Source organism: Mycobacterium shimoidei, from assembly GCF_900417275.1.
GTDB classification, from domain to species: Bacteria; Actinomycetota; Actinomycetes; order Mycobacteriales; family Mycobacteriaceae; genus Mycobacterium; species Mycobacterium shimoidei.
Genome location: NZ_UEGW01000001.1, coordinates 2765565 through 2785270, shown reverse-complemented (window position 1 = coordinate 2785270; position 19706 = coordinate 2765565). Strand labels below are relative to the sequence as shown.

At 65.3% G+C, this 19706-nt stretch carries 19 protein-coding genes; 9 read left to right on the top strand and 10 right to left on the bottom strand.

Annotation, left to right across the window (positions count from 1 at the left end; all coding sequences use genetic code 11):
• The first annotated feature begins 88 nt into the window (after positions 1-88).
• Both MSP7336_RS13605 and MSP7336_RS13600 read left to right on the top strand, forming a co-directional pair.
• On the top strand, positions 89-919 hold the full coding sequence (locus tag MSP7336_RS13605; protein WP_069394501.1) for a FadR/GntR family transcriptional regulator: 831 nt from the start codon (positions 89-91) through the stop codon (positions 917-919).
• Between the two features lie 7 nt (positions 920-926).
• Positions 927-1643 carry an SDR family oxidoreductase gene (locus MSP7336_RS13600; protein WP_113963913.1) on the top strand — a complete coding sequence of 239 codons (717 nt, stop codon included), beginning with the start codon at positions 927-929 and terminating at the stop codon, positions 1641-1643.
• Here the strand turns inward: MSP7336_RS13600 and MSP7336_RS13595 are convergent.
• Entirely contained in the window at positions 1609-2463 is an 855-nt protein-coding gene (locus MSP7336_RS13595; protein ID WP_069394499.1) for an LLM class flavin-dependent oxidoreductase, read from the bottom strand. The two genes, MSP7336_RS13600 and MSP7336_RS13595, sit on opposite strands and share 35 nt — an antisense overlap.
• A gap of 68 nt (positions 2464-2531) precedes the next feature.
• Here MSP7336_RS13595 and MSP7336_RS13590 point away from each other — a divergent pair, with 68 nt between their 5' ends.
• From MSP7336_RS13590 to MSP7336_RS13560, 7 genes are all read left to right on the top strand, one after another.
• The gene (locus MSP7336_RS13590; protein ID WP_113963912.1) at positions 2532-3596 is read left to right on the top strand and encodes an acyl-CoA dehydrogenase family protein; all 1065 of its coding nucleotides are present in this window, start codon (positions 2532-2534) and stop codon (positions 3594-3596) included.
• The gene (locus MSP7336_RS13585; RefSeq protein WP_113963911.1) at positions 3593-4744 is read left to right on the top strand and encodes an acyl-CoA dehydrogenase family protein; all 1152 of its coding nucleotides are present in this window, start codon (positions 3593-3595) and stop codon (positions 4742-4744) included. The genes MSP7336_RS13590 and MSP7336_RS13585 overlap by 4 nt, the downstream gene beginning before the upstream one ends.
• Positions 4745-4746: 2 nt before the next feature.
• A complete protein-coding gene (locus MSP7336_RS13580; RefSeq protein ID WP_113963910.1) occupies positions 4747-5895 on the top strand; it encodes an acyl-CoA dehydrogenase family protein in 1149 nt (382 codons plus the stop codon).
• On the top strand, positions 5892-6821 hold the full coding sequence (locus MSP7336_RS13575) for an acyl-CoA dehydrogenase family protein (RefSeq protein ID WP_113963909.1): 930 nt from the start codon (positions 5892-5894) through the stop codon (positions 6819-6821). The genes MSP7336_RS13580 and MSP7336_RS13575 overlap by 4 nt, the downstream gene beginning before the upstream one ends.
• Positions 6818-8311: a class I adenylate-forming enzyme family protein gene (locus tag MSP7336_RS13570; protein WP_113963908.1), complete on the top strand. Its 1494-nt coding sequence runs from the start codon at positions 6818-6820 to the stop codon at positions 8309-8311. The genes MSP7336_RS13575 and MSP7336_RS13570 overlap by 4 nt, the downstream gene beginning before the upstream one ends.
• A 59-nt stretch (positions 8312-8370) precedes the next feature.
• Positions 8371-9381, top strand: a complete 1011-nt coding sequence (locus MSP7336_RS13565) for a hotdog fold thioesterase (protein ID WP_069394644.1) — start codon at positions 8371-8373, stop codon at positions 9379-9381.
• 97 nt (positions 9382-9478) lie between these two features.
• A complete protein-coding gene (locus MSP7336_RS13560; RefSeq protein WP_069394493.1) occupies positions 9479-10672 on the top strand; it encodes an amidohydrolase family protein in 1194 nt (397 codons plus the stop codon).
• An 80-nt stretch (positions 10673-10752) separates the two neighbouring features.
• On the opposite strand, the gene MSP7336_RS13555 is transcribed toward MSP7336_RS13560, so the two are convergent.
• Genes MSP7336_RS13555 through MSP7336_RS13515 form a run of 9 tightly spaced genes read right to left on the bottom strand, consistent with a single transcriptional unit; the run spans position 10753 to position 19685 of the window.
• Positions 10753-12441, bottom strand: a complete 1689-nt coding sequence (locus MSP7336_RS13555; RefSeq protein WP_113963907.1) for an FAD-binding protein — start codon at positions 12439-12441, stop codon at positions 10753-10755.
• A complete protein-coding gene (locus MSP7336_RS13550) occupies positions 12438-13790 on the bottom strand; it encodes an aromatic ring-hydroxylating oxygenase subunit alpha (protein WP_113963906.1) in 1353 nt (450 codons plus the stop codon). Before MSP7336_RS13550 ends, MSP7336_RS13555 begins: the two co-directional genes overlap by 4 nt.
• Before the next feature lie 14 nt (positions 13791-13804).
• The gene (locus MSP7336_RS13545; RefSeq protein ID WP_113963905.1) at positions 13805-15337 is read right to left on the bottom strand and encodes an acyl-CoA synthetase; all 1533 of its coding nucleotides are present in this window, start codon (positions 15335-15337) and stop codon (positions 13805-13807) included.
• A gap of 8 nt (positions 15338-15345) precedes the next feature.
• Positions 15346-16212 carry an enoyl-CoA hydratase-related protein gene (locus tag MSP7336_RS13540; protein ID WP_069394488.1) on the bottom strand — a complete coding sequence of 289 codons (867 nt, stop codon included), beginning with the start codon at positions 16210-16212 and terminating at the stop codon, positions 15346-15348.
• 29 nt (positions 16213-16241) lie between these two features.
• A complete protein-coding gene (locus MSP7336_RS13535; protein WP_113963904.1) occupies positions 16242-16478 on the bottom strand; it encodes a lipoyl domain-containing protein in 237 nt (78 codons plus the stop codon).
• Positions 16471-17469, bottom strand: a complete 999-nt coding sequence (locus MSP7336_RS13530; protein WP_113963903.1) for an alpha-ketoacid dehydrogenase subunit beta — start codon at positions 17467-17469, stop codon at positions 16471-16473. Before MSP7336_RS13530 ends, MSP7336_RS13535 begins: the two co-directional genes overlap by 8 nt.
• A gap of 4 nt (positions 17470-17473) precedes the next feature.
• Complete coding sequence (locus tag MSP7336_RS13525) at positions 17474-18412, bottom strand: thiamine pyrophosphate-dependent dehydrogenase E1 component subunit alpha (RefSeq protein WP_113964906.1); 939 nt, start codon at positions 18410-18412, stop codon at positions 17474-17476.
• Positions 18413-18459: 47 nt separating this feature from the next.
• Positions 18460-18780: a DUF4286 family protein gene (locus tag MSP7336_RS13520; protein WP_069394643.1), complete on the bottom strand. Its 321-nt coding sequence runs from the start codon at positions 18778-18780 to the stop codon at positions 18460-18462.
• A 41-nt stretch (positions 18781-18821) separates the two neighbouring features.
• Positions 18822-19685 carry a mycofactocin-coupled SDR family oxidoreductase gene (locus MSP7336_RS13515; protein WP_069394487.1) on the bottom strand — a complete coding sequence of 288 codons (864 nt, stop codon included), beginning with the start codon at positions 19683-19685 and terminating at the stop codon, positions 18822-18824.
• Positions 19686-19706 lie beyond the last annotated feature (21 nt).

Here is a 19706-nt window from a genome sequence, read left to right as displayed (position 1 = left end):
TATTATGCCATTACTGCTAAGATTGCAGCCAAATGGGTGTGCGGCTGCAGCAACCGTGCACCCTCTTCTAGGGTGCTGCTGAGACGGGATGACTGCGCTAGGGATTGGGCCTGAGGCACGACGCCGATTGTCCGCACCGCGAATCGCCGAGATCGTGGCAGACGAGTTGCGACGCCAGATCATCGACGGCGAACTGGCCGACGGTGACTTGCTTCCGCGCCAGGAAGTGCTCGTCGAGCAATTCAACGTCAGCCTCGTCTCGCTGCGGGAAGCGTTGCGGATCCTGGAAACCGAAGGCCTGGTGTCGGTGCGACGCGGCAATCGCGGCGGCGCTGTCGTACACGCACCGGCGAAGACCAGCGCCGCCTACATGCTGGGTCTGCTGTTGCAGAGCGAATCGGTCAGTGTCGCGGACTTGGGCTCGGCGTTGCACGAACTCGAACCCGCATGTGCCGCGCTGGCGGCGCAACGACCTGACCGTGCCGAAACCCTGGTGCCCGATCTCAAACGCATCAACGACGCCATGGCCGAACATCTCGACGACGGACCCGAATTCACCGAGATTGGCCGGCAATTTCACGACGCCGTCGTGCGAGGCTGCGGTAACCGGACAATCATTGCCGTCGTCGGCACCCTGGAGACGCTGTGGAGCAGCCATGAACAGCGGTGGGCCGACGAGAGCGCGGCACGTGGCACCTACCCCTCGATGACCAAGCGCCGTGCGGCGCTCAACACGCACGTGAAGCTGACCGAGATGATCGAGGCCGGCGACGTCGATCGGGCACGTCGCATCGCCGCCCGGCATTTGGCCGATACGCAGACCCATGTATTGTCCGGCCGGACCGATCAACGTATCTATGCCCTTTCACCGCAGGCGCTTTCGCGTCCCAGGGAGAACCGGGCATCTGTAAACCGTTGAGCGCGCTGTGAGAACCGCACTGGTGACCGGCGGCAGCGGCGGGATCGGTAAAGCCTGCGCGGCCAAACTGTGCGAACGCGGATACGACGTGGTGCTCACAGCGCGCCGCGAAGCCCCGCTGCAGGCGGCGGCCGTGGAGCTCGGGGCCCGCTACCTCGTCGCCGACGCCTCCGATCCAGTCGGCTTCGAACAACAAATTCGCCAGCTGGAGACGATCGATCTGCTCGTGCACGCGGCCGGGATGCTCGGCGGCACTTACGCCCGCAAGCAGACCTTCGAGCAATGGCAGGCGATCATCTCGGCCAACCTGGATTCCTGTTTCGTGGTGACAGCCGCTGCGCTGCCGCGGATGCGCGCCGGGTCGCGGCTGGTGTTCATCTCCTCGTCCGCCTCGCACGAGCCGATGCCGGCACGGACCGCCTACTCGGCATCCAAGGCTGGGATGAACGCGTTCGCGCGCGCACTGGCGCTGGAAGTAGACCGGGACGGCATCTGCGTGCATCTGGTGACGCCCGGTCCAGTGGAAACCGAGATGCTGCAAGATGTTCCGTTCGAGATGTATGCGATTCGGGCTTCCGATGTCGCCGAGGCGGTGGCGTGGCTGGACACCGTCGACCCCTCAGTGGATCTGCCCGAAATCCAGTTGAGCGCCATGCGCCGCGGACCGTTCGCCCGGGAGCCGGTGGTGCCTACCGAGGCGCGCCGGCGCGCGCAAAAGGCTTGATCACCGATTCGCCGAATTCATGCAGTGATTCGGGGACGGCGAAGTCGGCGAACCAGACGTAGAAACGCTCGGCGCCCTGAGCGGCCAGACCCCGAAAGTTTTCGATCAATTCGCCGGCGTCGCCGCACACCAGACCGGAGCCCAGGTAGCCGAAACGCCGGGTGCTCACTTCACGCACTGCGTCCGGATCGGCGCCGTCGCGGACGAAGCCCACCATCTGCTGAACCGATATCCGCGCGGAGCCCGCGGCCGAAGCCAACCGTGGCAAACGATCGATGTGGTTGGCGGGGACATTCCACCAATCCGCGTATCGGCGAACGAGTTCCATTGTGCGGCGGCCGGTGCCGCCGAGGATCACCGGTATCGGATGGTCCGGTCGCGGGTGTTGACCGGCCTCCTGCCCCCAGTACTGCATGATGAGTTCCAAATGCCGCCCGAGTTGTTCGACCCGGGCGATTGGATCCTGCTGACCGACATCGAATTTGGTGAATTCGGCAGGCCAGGAGCCAGAGCCCAGGCCGAGGTCGAACCTGCCCTCCGACGCTGCCGACAGCGTGACCGCTTGCTTGGCCAGCACCGCGGGGTGCCGGAATGCGTCGCAGAGCACCAGGTGGCCGATCCGCAGTCGTTGGGTCTTGGCCGCTACCCAGGTGGCGACGGCCATTGCCTCCCAGATGTTTTCATCGGGCAGTCCGGGGGCCTCGAGGTGGTCGATGAAGGCGATCCCATCGAATCCGCTGGCTTCGGCGTGACGCGCCCGGTCTACGATGTCGGCTACCGCCAACCGCACCTGCGGCAGGAACAGATACCACTCGGCCATGACTGACTACCATACGGAGGTGCTCGGCCCGCCCCGCTAGATTGCTATCTTTGCTATGTTAAGAGGTTATGGAAGTCGGGCTGAGTGCCGGCCAGCTCGCGCTGCGCGACAGCGTGCGCGACGTACTGCGCACCGAATGCCCGACCGGGGTCGTGCGACAGGCGATAACCGATCCGCAACGCTGGCGCACTGTCTGGAAAACGGTCGTTGACCTAGGTTGGACCGAACTCGCCTCCGAACGTGACTACGGCCCGCTGGACCTGGCGGTGGTGCTCGAAGAGTGCGGTGCGACTATCGCACCGATTCCATTGATGTGCAGCGTCGGGCTGGCCGCGGGAGCGCTGCAGGCCGCCGGCCCGGCCGCCGATGAAGTGCTCCACGACATCGGCGGCGGCGCCATTGCCACGTTGGCGGTGCAGTCGGGCGGGGCGCGACTGCCCGGTCTGCCGACGACGCTGCAAAAGGGGCGGCTGCGCGGGCAGGCGGTAGCGGTGCCCTGGGCGCCGATCGCCGAGATGGTCGTCACGCTCGCCGACTCCGAGGACGGGGTGGTCGTCGCGGTTGCGCGCGTCGGCGAGGGTGTGACCGTGCATCCGACCGACTGCACCGATCCGGCCCAGCCGATCGGCGACGTCGACATTGATGCGGCTCCGCTACTTGTCGCGCCGGTAGTAGCCGAATCTGCCTGGGCAGCAGCGCTACTCGCCGCAGCTGCTGACCTGGTGGGTGCTGCGCGTGCCGCGCTGGACCGTTCCGTCGAACATGCGAAATCTCGGCAGCAGTTCGGCAAGCCGATCGGCGCCTTCCAAGGCGTCAAGCACGCGCTGGCTGACAACTACGTCAGCCTGGAACGTGCGCGCAGCCTGGTCTACGCCGCAGCCGCCCGACTCACTGACCCGACGACTACACCTGCTGCCGGCTGGACCGCTGCAGCGTTGGCCAAAGCGGCCGCCGGCGATGCGGCCGTCGGCTGCTGTCGCACCGCGGTGCAGGTGCACGGCGCCCTTGCACAGACCTGGGAGCACGACCTTCATCTGTATTTACGGCACGCATGGCAGGGTGCTGCCACCCTCGGCGACAGCCGCGCGCTTTACCACGCCGTCGGCCGTCGCTTCACCGGTGGTGCCGCATGAGCCCCGTAGTCGCCGAGTTCGCCGCGTGGTTGACCGACTTTCTGCCAGACGACTACATCGAGCGCTATCGCGAGTACCGCTGGGATCTCGGCCTGCGGCGTGACTATCAACGGGCCGCGTTCGAGGGGGGCTGGCTGCAGCCGACCTGGCCGCGCGAACACGGGGGCCGGTCGCTGGGATTGCGCGATGCGATGGAGATCCGGCTCGAGGCGGCGATGCGCTCGGCGCCCAAACTGCCCAACATCGCGGGCCCCAACGTCGCCGCCCCGGCGATTCGGCAGTTCGGCACACCGGAGCAGATTGACCGTCTGCTGGTTCCACTACTGCGCGGCGACGAATGGTGGGCGCTAGGCATGTCCGAGCCCGAAGCCGGATCCGATTTCGCCGGGCTGCGCACCCGCGCCGAACGAGACGGCGACAGGTTCTTGGTCAACGGTCACAAGATCTGGACCACCCAGGCGCATCTGTCCCGATGGTGCACGCTGTATGCCCGCACCGATCCGGATGCGCCGAAGCATCGCGGGATCTCCTGTCTCATCCTCGATATGCGGTCGCCCGGGGTGCGGGTTGAACCGATCCGGATGGCCTCGATCTCCGATGAGACATTCTGCGAGGTATTCCTCGACGACGTCGAGGTGCCGGCAGCCAACCTGTTGGGCGCCTACAACGACGGGTGGAACGTCGCGCTGGCGTCGCTGCACCACGAACGGCAGATGATCTGGATCATGAACTGGGTCGAGATCCATCGCGGCCTCAAATCCGTACGCGAGCGGGCGTGTTTGTACGCCGACACGCCCAGCGGCGCCGTACAAACGCGCCCGCTCGCGCCTGAGGGCGACGACATCTTCGCCGAGCTCGGGTCACTTCTTGCCGACGCAGAAGCATTGCGGGCCACCGGCTACCGCGCGCTGCACAACGAGCTCGCCGGGCGGCCAAGCCCGGAAGCCGATATCCTCAAGCTGCTCGGATCGGTGACACTGCAACGGGTGTGGGAGCTCAGCGCGACTGCGGCCGGGCCGGGGTCTATCAGTGATCCGGACCTGCTCTTCGAACGCCAAGACTCGCTGGCGGCCACGATCTACGGCGGGACCTCCGAGATCCAACGCAACATCATCGCCGAGCGACTGCTCGGGCTGCCGAAGGGATGACGATGGACTACGACCTCGGCGACGACGCGACCGAACTGCGGCAACGCCTGCGGCAGTTGATCGCCACGCACATTCCCGACGGCTTTTTGGGTGCCTGCACCGATGACCCGCGCGACCTGGCAACCACCGAGTCGTTCTGCAAACTGCTGGCCTCCGACGGGCTGCTGGCGCTGGCGTGGCCGAAAGAACATGGCGGTGGCGGCGGTTCGATCTGGCAGCAGACCGTGCTGCGTGAGGAGATGTGGGCCCACCACGAGCCCCGCGGCGCACAGTACATGGGCATCAACTGGGTCGGCCCGGCATTGATGCGCTACGGGACGGCCGAACAAAAGGCCCGCCATCTCTCAGCCATCGCGGCCGGCGAAGTGATCTGGTGCCAAGGATTTTCCGAGCCGGAAGCCGGCACCGACCTGGCGTCGCTGCGCACCCGGGCGGTGCCCGACGGCACGGGATGGCGCGTGAGCGGCCAGAAAGTGTGGACGTCTTATGCGCAGATGGCGTCGTGGTGCGTGCTGGCCGCCTGCACCGACCCTGATGCTCCAAAGCCGAAGCGGCTCAGCCTGTTTCTCATTCCGATGGATCGGCCGGGCATCACTGTGCGCCCCATCCGCTCGATGCTGGGGCCGCATCACCTCAACGAAGTTTTTTTCGACGACGTCGAGGTGTTTGCCGACGAGGTGCTCGGAGAAGTCGGCGACGGCTGGCGGGTGATGCGAGAAGCACTGGCCTTCGAACGTGTCGGGATCGCCCGGTATGCGCGCTGCGAATCGCTGCTCGAGCGCATGAAGACCGAACTCGGCGACGACTGGGACCGGCTGCCGGAGTCGATCCGATCCCGCTGGGTTCGCGTGCTGGCCGACCTACGGGTCGCCAGGCTGCTGGCCTACCGGGCGGTGTCCCTGCAAGACGACCCGTCGGCCGGTGCGGCCGCCAGCGCCGCGCGCATCGCCACCACCACCTGCGATCAGCAGGTCGCCGAGTTGCTGTTCGATGTATTAGGCCCGTCCGCATTGGACAGCGGCGCCTCAGCCCGGCTGCACGGGGCGGCCGAAGACCATTGGCGCTACGCGCAGGCGGCCACGGTGGCGTCGGGAACCATCGAGGTGCAGCGAATGCTCGTCGCACGTGAGGCGTTGGGAGAACATCGGTGAACACCACGCTGCCAGAAGACATCACCGAATACGCCGCGGTCGCGGTCAAGCGACTGAACCGACTCGGTGGACCGCAGGCGGCGCTGCAAGCCGAAACCGACGACGAGGTCCGCCACGAAGCGCGGCGCGCACTGGCGGACGTCGCCGCGTTCGACCTCGACGTCCGGTCCGGGCCCGACGACCTGCTGGCCGCCGCGGTGCTCTGCCAGGCCGCCGGCGCCACCGCACTGCCCTACCCCCTGGTCGAAGAGCTGCTGGCCATCGACGGCGCCCGGCTGGCATTGGTGAACCCCGAGGCGCCGCGGGTCGACCACGGCGACCTGCCCGGCGCGTGGATCGCCGCCGACCTGGACGCCAACCGCTACCGGCCGCGGCCCTCATCGCGGACAAACGCCAAACTCGGCCCGTTTCTGGTGCCGGCCACCTTGGACGGACCTGACGGCAGTGTCCCGGCCGCCGACATCGACCTGCACCTGGTGCTCGGGTCGTGGCGGATGCTCGGCGCCGTACAGCAGCTGCTGAAAATCACCCAGGAGCATGTTCGGACGCGGATCCAGTTCGGCAAGCCGCTGGCGGACTTTCAGGCGGTCCGATTCACGATCGCAGACGCGTCGGTCGCCGTGCGCGGTCTCGATGAACTCGCCAAATACACCGTGTGGCGAATTCATTCGGCGCCCGAACATGTCCGCTGGGCGGACGCTCTGCTGCTGCGGCTCAAGGCCGCCGACACGGCGCGTCAGGTCTTGCGGATCTCCCACCAGTTGCTCGGTGCGCTGGGCTTCTGTGACGAGTCCGATGTCAGTGTCCTCGACCGGCACACGCAGCCGCTGATTCGGTTACCGGTGAGCACCGAGGTGCTCGCCCTGCGCCTGATGCCCGGGGTGCGCAGCGGCGATCTGGAAACGTTGTTTACGGTGCCCGCATGAGTTCTGGTCCAGCTGCCGCGAGTGTGGCCGCCGGGCAGGACGAGGACGGCGTTCCGTTTGGACTGCGGCTGGCCGAACTCGCCCGAGAATGCGGCGATCAGCTGGCCCTGATCACCTTGGCGCCCGACGGCAGCGCTCGCACGCTGAGTTTCGCCGAACTCGACGCGCGGGCCAATCAGTGGGGCCGTGCGCTTGCCGCCGCCGGTGCCGATGTCGGTTCGCTTGTCGCGCTGGCGATCCCGAATTCGCAAGACCTGGTTTTGGCGGTATTGGGCTGCTGGAAGGTCGGCGCTGTACCGGTTCCGATGCGCTGGGATCTGCCGGACTGGGAGCGCTCGCGGGTGCTGGCAGTCATCGACGCCGCCGTCATCGTCGACGAACACGGCCGGGCCACCCTGGCGTTGGCTGCGGCCGGCCAGTCGGCGGACCCGCTTCCGACCGTCGTATCGCCGAACATCAACGGGATCTGCAGCAGCGGATCGACCGGCCTGCCCAAGGTGATCCTCAACTTGGCACCGGCACTGTGGACGCCCCTGGTGTCGACACCGTTCCTGGCGGCCTGGACAGAGGTGGCCTTGCCGCAGACCATCCTGGTGCCCGCGCCGCTGTATCACACCAACGGTTTCGCCACCCTGAGCAACCTGCTGGGCGGTGACCGCCTGGTGGTCCTGGAAAAGTTCGACGCCGCACTGGTTGTCGACGCGATCGAGCGGTACCGGATCACGAATTTCACCGCCACACCGACCATGCTGGCGCGCATCGCCGCACTGCCCGACATCGGTCGCCGCGACTTTTCCAGCGTGGTCTGGATTTTGCAGGGCGCCGCCGTGATGCCGGCCGCGCTGCTGCACACCTGGTTTGACCTGCTGTCTCCGGAACAGATCGTGATGGCCTACGGGATGACCGAGAACCTCGGGCTCACGGCGTTGCGCGGCGACGAGTGGCTGGCCCACCCGGGCAGCGTCGGGCGCGGTTTCCGCGAGACCGAGATCCGCATTCTCGATCCGCAGGGCAAACTGCTGGGGCCGGGCGAGCTCGGCGAGATCTACCTGCGCGCGCCGATGAGCGCGGGCTATCGCTATCTGGGTGGCGCGCCACCGTTGCCGGAGACGTCGGACGGCTTCCGTTCGGCCGGCGACCTCGGCCACCTGGACGCCGACGGCTACCTCTACATCGCCGACCGGCGCACCGACATGATCATCACCGGCGGCGCTAACGTGTTCCCCGCCGAGGTGGAGTGCGCGCTGGCCGAACATGACGCCATCGCCGACGTCGTGGTCATCGGGCTCTCCGATCCGCAGTGGGGACGGCGCGTGCATGCCGTCGTGCAGGCCGCGGCGCCGCTCACCGAGCAGGAAGTAATCGCGTACGCGAAGAGCCGGCTGGCGGCCTACAAGGTTCCCAAGACGGTCGAGTTCGTCGACGAAATACCCCGCACGGCGGCCACCAAGGTCAACAGGTCGGCGATGATCGACGCCAGAGGCGGATAATCGCGGTAACCTCATTCTCGGAAGCCCCCGCGGTGCGCGCAGAAGAGGAGATGCTGCCCATGACCGGTGCCGACAACGACGCCGACGTGACCCGCGGCGAACGCTTCATCAAAACGGCCGTCGAGATTCTCGGTGAAACCGGGCGCACCGACTTCACCGTGCAGGAAGTCGTGGCCCGGTCCAAGACGTCGCTGCGGGCGTTTTACCAGCATTTCGCCAGCAAAGACGAGCTGTTGTTGGCGCTGTTCGACCGCACCATGGCGCAGTCGGCGCAGGCTTGGCGCGCCGAGACGACGGGTCTGGACAGCACCGCGGCGATGAAGCTGGTGATCGACCGGATCAGCGCCCAACCGGAGTCGGCTACCCAGGACAGCCTGAACCGGGCGTTGAGCCTGTACAACCAGCACCTGGCCGAGACGCGCCCCCGCGACTACGCGCGGGTGCTGTTGCCGCTGCACCAGCTGATCCGAGACATCATCGCGCGCGGTGTCACCGAAGGGGTATTTCGGCCCCGGGTCGACATCGGAGCCGCGGCGGCAATCGTCATGCAGACGATCCTGGGTGCGCTGCGATTGCACTGGTTGGGCGCCGAATTGACTGGGACGCCGATCGATGCCGCACAGCTCTACGACTTCTGCATGCGAGCGCTCGGCGCCGACGACGAGCACGAGACGGTCGCCCCGACGCTGAGCGAATTGTTCAACCAGATCGGCCTGCGCGGAGCCGACCACGACGGCGAAGACGACGAATACATCATGGAGCTGCCGGTCAGCCCCCAGGTGGTCAACACCGCAGGGGCGGTGCAGGGCGGTCTTGTCGCCACTCTCGCCGACGTTGCGGGCGGTGGGCTCGCGATGAAATATGTGCCGGCCGACGGCGCGCTGACCACCGCCGATCTGTTCATCCGCTACCTGCGGCCGGTCACCGCGGGTTCGGCGCGCGCAGTGGCCCGGGTGCTGCGGGCCGGCCGGCGGTCGGTCGTCACCCAGATCGACATCTTCCGCAGCGACGACGACGAGCTCGCCGCCACCGCCACGGTGAATTTCGCCCTGGTGAACCGCCCGCAATAAAACTGACGCCACCACTATTACCCATCGCTCGCCGAAGTGGTAACGTCGTTACCACTAGTCTTGGAATCGTCGCTCGAGGCCACTGTTAGGAGTCGCCATGCCGTCCCGAGAACTGTCTTTTCCGGTGTTCGACGCCGACAACCACATGTACGAGCCGCAAGAGGCGCTGACCAAATTCTTGCCGGACAACCGCAAGAACGTCATCGACTACGTGCAGGTTCGGGGCCGCACCAAGATCGTGGTGCGCGGCCACATCAGCGAATACATCCCCAACCCGACCTTCGAGGTGGTGGCGCGCCCGGGCGCCCAGGAGGAGTACTTCCGCAACGGTGCCGGCGGCAAGAGCTACCGCGAGATCCTGGGCGAGCCGATGAAGGCCATTCCCGCCTTCCGTGAACCCGCACCGCGGCTGGAGGTCATGGATGAGCTGGGCATCGACTACGCGCTGATGTTCCCGACCCTGGCCAGCCTGGTCGAAGAGCGCATGAAAGACGACCCGGAGATGACCCACGACGTCATTCACGCGCTCAACCAGTGGATGTACGAAACCTGGTCGTTCAACTACAAGGACCGCATCTTCGCCACCCCGGTGATCACGCTGCCCATCGTGGAGCGTGCCCTTGAAGAACTCGAATGGTGTTTGGAGCGCGGCGCCCGCACCGTGCTGGTCCGGCCGGCGCCGGTGCCGGGTTTCCGCGGCAGCCGTTCCTTCGGGCTGGAGGAGTTCGACCCGTTCTGGCAGGCCTGCATCAAAGCCGAGATCCCGGTTTCGATGCACGCTTCGGACAGTGGTTATTCCGAGTTTGCGAATGTGTGGGAGCCCGGCGACGAGTTCCTGCCGTTCAAGCCGACCGCTTTCCGCAGTCTGGTGATGGGCCATCGGCCGATCATGGACGCGATGGGTGCGCTGGTTTGCCACGGCGCGTTCTCCCGTAACCCGGAGCTGCGGATCCTGTCGATCGAGAACGGCGCCGACTGGGTACCGGATCTGTTCAGGGGCCTCAAGGGCGTCTACAAGAAGATGCCGAAATCCTTCAGCGAGAACCCAATCGACGCGTTCAAGCGGTGCGTCTACATCACCCCGTTCTGGGAGGACCGCTTCGCCGAGATCGTCAAGATGGTGGGCACCGACCGGGTGTTGTTCGGATCCGATTGGCCGCATCCGGAAGGTCTGAAGGACCCCATCTCATTCGTCGACGAGCTCACCGACTTCGAGGAAGAGGATGTCGCGAAGATCATGGGCGGCAACCTGATGAAGTTGATGAAGGTGTCCGCACCGGCCAACGCGTAACACGCGCGGCCCTGGAAACGCGCCCAATCCCCGCCAATGTGCGGCTGGCCGCACACTCGAGGCCGAACGTGCGGCTGGCTTCACGCTCGGCCGGGTAGCGAGCCCGCGGCGTGCCGGGCGGCGACGTATCCGAACACCATCGTGTTCGCGATGCTCCCACCGGCGCCGAGATAGGTTCGGCCCATCACTGTCGCCGTGATATTGCCGGTCGCATACAGACCCTCGATGACCTGGTCGCGTTCGTCGAGGACCTGGGCGTACTCGTTGGTGATCACACCGCCGCACGTTCCGACGTCGGCTGGGAAGACCCTGGTTGCGTAGTACGGCGCCCGATCAATCGGCCCGAGCGCACCGTTCGGGCGATAGCCCGGGTCGCCGAGGCAAAGGTTATACGCCGATTGGCCCCGCCCGAAGTCGGGGTCGAGGCCCTTGGCCGCGAATTCGTTGAACCGCTCAATGGTGTGTTTGAGCGCTTCGGCGGGGACGTCGATCTGGCGGGCGAGGTCGTCGATGGTGTCACCGCGGATGATGTCGCCCCGCTCGATCAGCTCCTGGGGAAGACGGCGCTTCTTGAACGGGTTTGCGCCCGACACATATCGGCCCACATACCCCTCGTCGAACACCATCCAGCACGGCACCGCCTTGTTGGCGTACATCGCCTTGCCGACTTCCACATACGAGTTCGACTCGTTGCAGAATCGGCGCCCTGTCCCGTCGATGTAGATGGCCCCCGGCCGTTGTCGCCCCGACCCAAGTGACGCCGCGGCCGCACCACCGTTGGCGATGAACACCGAAGGCAGCCACCAGGCTTCGTCCAGCAGGTCGGTTTTGGCGCCCAAGCGCATCGCCGTCTGCAGCACCTCACCGGTGTCGCCGGCGTTGGCAATCGACCACTTCCCTTCGTTGGGCTGGTCGCCGCTGTAACGACGCCGCATATCGGCGTTGTGACCGAAACCGCCGGCCGCCAGCAGCACTCCCCTGCGCGCCTCGATGCTCAACGGGGAACCGTCACGAACGACCCGCGCGCCCAGGACCCGGCCGTCCTCGACAATGAGATCTTCCATTGCGGTGTTCGTCCAGAGCGGGGGTTCGCCGTCGCAAACATCCATCAGTGCCTTCAGCATTTGGCCGATCAGTGATGCACCGTTGGTGAGGATCTCCCGGCGAGCCATTCGCGCCGCCCAACTCCGCAGGAAAACTCGCATCGCTACCGCGAAAGCTTTTGGCGCACGGTTGAAATACTGCACCGAACGCAGCTCGTTGGTCAGCACCGCAAACCTATAGTTCTTGCCCAGCGACGGCTGGACCTTGTCGCGCCAGTTGCCCAAGGCGGCGGCGTTGAACGGAACGCCCTCCACGGACCGACCGGCTGCGTTGCCCCCCTTGTGGTTCGGGTAGTAGTCACTCCAGCCGGGACAGCGCACCAGGCGCACACCCTTGCGCAGCAGGAAGTCGATCATCTCGTAGCCCGCGGTCAGAAACATCTCGCGCCGCGGCGGCGAAGAGGCCGCACCGATGTCTCCAACGACGTCGGCGATGTAAGCCAGGCCGTCTTCGTGCGAGTCGGCGACGCCGTCGGCCCGCATCAACGGGTTGTTCGGCAGCCAGACCATGCCACCAGACATTCCTGTCGATCCCCCCACCAGGGACTGCTTTTCGACGACGAGCGGCTCGATCCCCGAATCCAGCGCAGCTAGCGCGGCGACTATGCCGCCTCCGCCGCTTCCCGCGATGAGCAGGTCGACCGAGTAATCCCACCGGCTGTTCATTTCAGTCCTAAGTCCGCGACCGGCACGTCGATGGTGGTATTGGTCTTCTGGATCGCCGGCACCAGCTTTTCGTGCGGTAAGCCGGCCAGGAAGCCGTCGATGACGCGTTCGAAGTTGGAGATCAGTCCCTCGATCTGGTCGGAGAGTCGCATGTACTCAAACCCCTTCGAGTGCAGACCTTTCTGTTGCCTCGGCAGATTGGAGAAGTCTTGGGCGGGAATCGGCGGCCAGCGTGGATCGTCTGGCCCCATCGGCTCCGGCGGCGCCGGCTTGCCGGATGAAGCATCCGACGGCAAACGGGTGAGAGACCAGATCTCGAACAGCGTCTGCTCTGGCCCAAGCGGACGAATCCGGTACGACGAGGCGCTGCTGTAGGTGGGCAGGACAAAGTAGTGCGGAAAACAGAATCCGATTGCGTCGGTGATCCCGCGGCGATCCAAATCGTTGAGGTCGGGTATCGTGCTGCCCCGGGCGCGATGCCAGGCGACGACCGCATCGTTGAGAGCCCTGCGCCAGCTTGTCAGCGCCGCGGCCGGATCCGACGGCAGCTCAATGTGCTGCAGCCCTTCGGCGATTCGGATGTCGTTCTCATGGGTCATACCGCCCATTCCGGTGCCGAGAGTGCGCATGAAGTACAGGCTGCTCTGCACCACCGGGTGCACCCCTGCGGATGGGCCGGCGGTCTGCGCGGACGGCAGTAGCTGCGGGTGAGTCTGGGGAACGTGGTAGCCCTCCATGAACGCCGCGGTCGCCAGCTTCCAGTTCACCGGAAGCAGACACGACTTCCACCACTCGGTGCGCAGTGACTCCACTTTCCAGGCGTCGTAGATCGACGCGAACGGCTCCTGACAGTCGCGTAGCGGCGGAGCATCGTCGTCGAAGTTGATCCACGCGCACCCGCCCCACAGCTCGCACCGGACTGGCACCAAGCCGAGGTCTTGCGAGCACAGGTTGTGCTCAGCGAACACCTCGGGGCGCGCAACATAGGTGTTGGCACCGTCGAGACCCCAGCACCAGCCGTGGAACGGGCAGACGAAGGTTCGTCGAGATCCGTTGCCTTCCACCAGTTTCACGCCGCGATGGCGGCACGCGTTATGGTAGGCGCGAACAGTGTGGGCGTCGACGCGCACCACCAGGATCGACTGGTCGAGGATCTCATACTCGACGAAGTCGCCGGGTTTGGGGATTTCCTCCAGCCGGCATGCCATCTGCCAGACCCGCGGCCAGAACATCTCGTTCTCGAGTGCGTAGAAATCCGGATCGTAATAGCGTTGTTTGGGAATTCGATCCGGTGTTTCCACCGCCCATGGCACCGGCAGCGGTGTCCAATGTGCTTCGGTCGTCGCCATAGCGAATCCCCTGTTCACACGATCCGCGACGTGCGTCCCTGCCAGTAGCGTTCACGGATCCGCCTTTTGTACAACTTGCCGTTGGGGTCCCTGGGCAGCTCCGGGTCGAACTCAACGGTGCGCGGACATTTGTATGACGCCATATGCGCGCGACAGTATGCGATGAGCTCCGCCTCGAGGCCGGGTCCGGGCGTGACACCGTTGGCTGGCTGCACCACCGCCTTGACCTCTTCGCCGAACTCGTCGTTGGGAACCCCGAACACCGCCGCGTCGACGAGCTTGGGGTGCATGATCAAAAGGTTCTCCACTTCCTGCGGGTAGATGTTCACCCCGCCGGAAACGATCATGAAGGTGGATCGGTCGGTCAGATACAGGTAGCCGTCCGTGTCGACGTAGCCCATGTCACCCAGTGAGCGCCAACCACGTTCGTTGGACACCGAGGCGGTCTTCTCGGGATCCTTGAAGTACTCAAAGGCCGGTCCGCCCTCGAAGTACAGCTCGCCCGTCTCGCCGACAGCGACCTCGGTCCCGTCGTCGCCGACCACATGCACCGGCGACAGTGGTTTACCCACCGAGCCGGGATGGGCGAGCCATTCCTGCGGCCCGATCGTGGTACCGGCAAACCCTTCTGTGCCTCCGTAATACTCGTAGATGATCGGCCCGAACCAGTCCATCATCTGGTACTTGACATCGACCGGGCACGGCGCGGCAGCGTGGATCACGCACCGCAGGCTCGAGACATCGTACTTGTCGCGAACCGCCTTGGGCAGTTTGAGCATCCGCACGAACATCGTCGGCACGAACTGCGCGTGTGTGACGCGGTGAGATTCGATGAGCCGCAGCACGGTCTCGGCGTCGAACTTTCTCATGATGATCGACGCCGCGCCAACACGGTTCACCGCCATCGTGTAGTTGACGCCGGCGGCGTGGTACAGCGGAGCGGGCGACAAGTAGACGCTCGCCGGGTCCATGCCGTAGCGATGAGTCAGCGCGAACTCCAGTACCGCCTGCGCCCATGAGCCGTTCTCCGTCGGTAGCGCACGCCGCACCGCCTTGGGTCGGCCGGTGGTGCCCGACGAGTAGAGCATCTCGCTGCCGTCGGACTCGCAGAACTCGTCTCCGGCATCGGCCAGGGCGTCGTCGTAGGGACGCCATCTGGGCAGCGCGCCGCCGACGCTGACGAGGACGTCCAGGCGCGGGTTGTCAGCAGGGAGCTTGGCGCTCAAATCGGCATACGACGCGTCGACGAACACCGCTCGGGCCTCACAGTCCTCGACGATGTAGGCGACCTCGTCGTAGGTCAGGTGAGTGTTGACCGGCGTGTAGTACAGGCCGGAACGTTGGCATCCCCAGGTGACTTCGAAGAACTCGGGGCGGTTCGGCAGCAAGATGGCCACCCCGTCGCCGCGGCGTAGACCCGCCTGGTGTAGCAGCGAGGCGACGCCGCGGCTCCGCGCGTTCAGACGGCCGTATGAAACCGTGTCGCCGTCCGCGACGATCAGGGCCGGCGAATCGGCGGCCCGGATGGCATGGTCGGCGATGTTCACCAGAAAGCCTAAGTAGCGTCGGTGGACGCGGCGGCCGCCGCCGCTTGGCGTCGGGCCTGCTCGGACGGCAATACCTTGTCCTTGAACACTGTCTGAATCAGCTGCTGGACGTCCTTGCTGATCGACGCGAGCGCGACGAGGTCGTTGGAGCTTTGCCAGTGCACTCGCATACCCATCAGCTCCCAGGCCCGCTTGAGATTGGCCTTGGTCGCCAGCAGTGTCGTCATCGGCGCCTGGGCGATGTGGCGGGCAATGGCCTCCACCCGGGCGTCCAGCTCGTCGCGCGGGACAACCTCGTTGACCAGCCCGAACTCTAACGCCTTTTTCGCGTCGATGACCTCGGCGAGATACAGGTAGTAGGCGGCGCGGCGCCAGTTCATGAAAACCCAAGGCTCGATGGAGCATTCACCGGACGGCATGCCGAAGCCCTGCAGCGGAGGGTAGGAGAAATAGGCGTCCTCAGAGGCGATGACGATGTCGGTGGTCAGGCCGTAGTGGGTGCCGCCGCCGACGCAATAGCCGTGCACTTGCGCGATCGTCGGCTTGGAGAACTCCCACAAATTCAGGATGGGCTTGACGAACAGGTCGGTCTGAGGTTTCCACGGCGTGCCCATAACTTTTGCCCCCTCGACGAAGGCCGGGTAGTCGACGGCGTTGTTGCCGATCGCGTGGCCAGAGCAGAATCCGTTGCCGTTCGCCTTGAAGATCAGCACCTTGATGTCGTAGTCCCGGTCGGCATCCAGCAGTGCGGCGTCGACTTCCTCGGCCAGCTTCTGGTCCTGGGCGTTGGCTTTTTCGGGCCAGTTCAGCGTGATCTTCGCGATCGCGCCTTCTTTTTGGTAGATGATCCTCTCGCGGGTTTCGTTGAGGTCCATGTGCGTCCTTATCCTTTCGATATCTGCTGTTATGAAGTGATGACGCCGATTTGGGCGCCGATGTCGTAGGTGTTGCCGATCTGGCCCGTCCAGTGCACGGTGCCGGACGCTCCGGCTTCGACTTCGGTTTCTGCTTTCTCGGTGGCGATCACATAGATCGGCGTACCGGCCTCCACACGCTGGCCGGCGTCGACGAGAAAGCCGGTGAGCTCGGCTTCTGAGACGGCCACCGACACCCGTGGGATTCGTATGATGAAGTCAGCCACGCGCTTTGGCCCTTTCCAAAGTTCGCTGCGCAGCGGCGACGATCCGGTCCGGCGTCGGGTAGATTTGCGCCTCCAACGCCGGTGCGGCCGGGTTGGGGACGAACCCGGCAGCGACGCGTTCCACTGGTGCGGCAAGCTCGCCGAACAACTCCGAGTGCAGGGTCGCGGCGATTTCTGCTCCGGGACCGGCGAATTGGACGGCGTCGTGCACCACCACCACGCGTCGGGTACGGCGGGCGGACTCGACGATGGTCTCGACGTCGAGTGGCACCAAGGTGCGCAGGTCGACCACCTCGGCGCTGATGCGCTGCTGGGCAAGTGTGTCCGCCGCGGCAAGCGCGTCATGCACGCTGCGCCCGTAGCCGATCAGGGTGACATCAGCTCCTGGCCGTTTGACGTCGGCACGCCCTAGCGGAATGGTGAACCCGGGCTCGGCGGGGACGGGTCCCTTCTTGCCTTGTAGTCGGATCGTCTCGACGAACAAGCACGGGTCCTCGTCGAAAATCGCCGACGTCAATAGACCTTTGCCGTCTCGGGGCGTGGACGGCACGATCACCTTCAGTCCGGGAATATGCATGAACCAGGCCTCGAGCGACTGCGAATGTGTCGCACCGGTGGCCAATCCCGCGTACACCTGGGTGCGCACCGTGATCGGTGCGGTCGTACGCCCGCCGGTCATGAACCGCAGTTTGGCCGCGTTGTTGATCAACTGGTCGGCGGCAATGCCGATGAAGTCCATGATCATGATCTCGGCCACCGGCAGCATGCCGTCGATCGCCGCGCCGATCGCCGCACCGACGATCCCCGCCTCCGAGATCGGCGTATCCAGGACGCGCTCGCGCCCGTATTTGGTTGACAATCCGGCGGTTGGCCCTGAGGCGCCGGGATCGGCGATGTCCTCACCGAGCAGAAAGACGCGATCGTCGGCCTGCAGTGCCTGGTCAAGCGCGAGGTTGAGCGCCTCACGCATCGACATCTCGTTGTCTGGCATCTCGTCACACCGGAAACGTGAGCGGGCTTGCGTAGACGTCGCGGTCGAGTTCCTCCGCCGATGGCGAATCGGCGCTCAGCACCGCGCTCAGCGCCGTTTCCACGGTCGCCGACGCTTCGGTCTCGATGCGATCGATCTCGTCCTCGCCGCAGATGCCTGCGGCGACGAGGTGGTTGCGGAACCGCGGCACCGGGTCGGCGGCCATGGCCGCCGACAGCTGATCGTTGGGGATGTAGGGCATGCGATCGCCAAAGTAGTGGCCCCGAAAACGGAACGTCACACATTCGAGCAAGGTGGGTCCCTGGCCGCCGCGCGCACGCTGCAGCGCATCGTCGAGCGCCGACGCCACGGCCAGCGGATCGTTGCCGTCCACCCGCACCCCCGGCATGCCGTAACCGGCCGCACGGTCGGCGACCTGCTCAAGCTTCATGGTGTCCCGAGTGGGCGTCATCTCCGCATAAAGATTGTTCTGGCACAGGAATATCACCGGAAGGTTCCACAGCGCAGCCATGTTCGCGGCCTCGTGGAACGAGCCGGTGTTGGTGGCGCCGTCGCCGAAGCTGACCACCGTCACCCGGTCGAGGCCCTTGCGCTTGGCCGCCATCGCCAGCCCCACCGCGACGGGAGGCCCGGCCCCGACGATTCCGGTGCACAGCATCACGCCTTTGTCCGGGTTCGCGATATGCATCGTGCCACCCTTGCCGCGGCTGGCGCCGAGGGTCCGTCCCAGCATTTCGCCGTAGATTTCCTCGAGTGGCACGCCCTTGCCGATCAGATCATGCAGCCCGCGGTACGTCGTCACCAGCTGATCGTCGGCGCGCAGACAGACGCCCATCGCCGCGGCAATAGCTTCCTGCCCGCGCGACGGCCAGTACACGCACATCAATTCACCGGTGCTGATGCCTTTGGACAGCCGGTCGTCGGCGGCCTTCATCAACACCATCAGCGAGTAGATCCGCTTTTGGAGGTCTACAGACACATCCGCGGGAGTCACTTTGTGTAAGACCCGATCTCGCGGTAAACCTTCGGAATCGGGGGCGGCTCCATATTGAGCAACTCCAGCGACGACATCTTGCCGCTTGCACCCAGCTCTCCCAGCCGCTGGACCACTCCGTCCAGATCGTCGCTGTCAATCTCGTAGATCGCGATGAAGGGGCCCTCCCCGTCGGCAGGTGCGAACCGGCGCGCCGAAACGATGCCATCCACCGAGCAGATCTCCGCCAAATGCGTTTCGTTGTACCACTTGTGGTACTCCGCCTCCCGATCCGCCGATACGGGCATCGTCTCCAGGTACATGATCCCTTTGGGCATGCTCACCTCACTTCGGTTGTGTCACAGCCTTGTTTGCCAGTTCATCCGCCCGTCCAGGGCTTCACCTTGAGGAAGCCGCCGGCGTCAACCCGGAGCTGTTGGCCGGTGATATAGCGGGCGGCGTCGGATGCGAGAAAGACCACTGCCTCGCTGACGTCCTCGGGTTCGATGTAGGGAATCGGCATTGCCTGGACCACTGGGAAAACCGGTTCGGCGTCCTCGCGCGTCGGATTCTTCAGATCCGGCCGGAACGCCCGGTACATCGGCGCACTGTGCAGCATGTCCGTGTTGACGTTCGTTGGGTGCACCGCGTTCATCCGGATGGAGAACGGAGCCAGCGCCAGCGCAAAGTCGTTGACATAGTGTGCGGCAGCAATTTTCGCAAACGCATATCCCGCTCCACCGGGACCACCGTCGATGCCCGAGGTGTTCATCGACGACATGAAGGCGGCGTTGGATCCGATCACGATGATCGACGCGCCGGCCTGCAGGTGTTTGAGGCTCGCGTGCACCAAGTTGAGAACACCGAGCAGATCGACATCGACGGCGTCGGCGAACGCCTGCGGCGGTAGGCCAGCGGTCAGCGGACAGATGCCGGCGTTGGCGACCACAATGTCGAGATGGCCGAACTCTTGGACGCCCCGGTCGATCGCGGCGGACAACGCCGCCCGGTCGCGAACGTCGGCGATCTCGGTACAGGCACGCCGGCCCTCTTTTTCGACCAGTCGGGCGGTTTCATCGAGGTCTTCCGGCCGGGCCAGCGGATACTCGTTGGTCTCGATGTCGGCGCACAGGTCGACCGCGATGATGTCGGCGCCCTCAGCCGCAAGCATGCGCGCATGCGAGCGTCCCTGACCGCGTGCCGCCCCACTGATCACCGCTACCTTGCCCGTCAGCCTGCTCATAGCCAATCCTTCCTCCGCGCC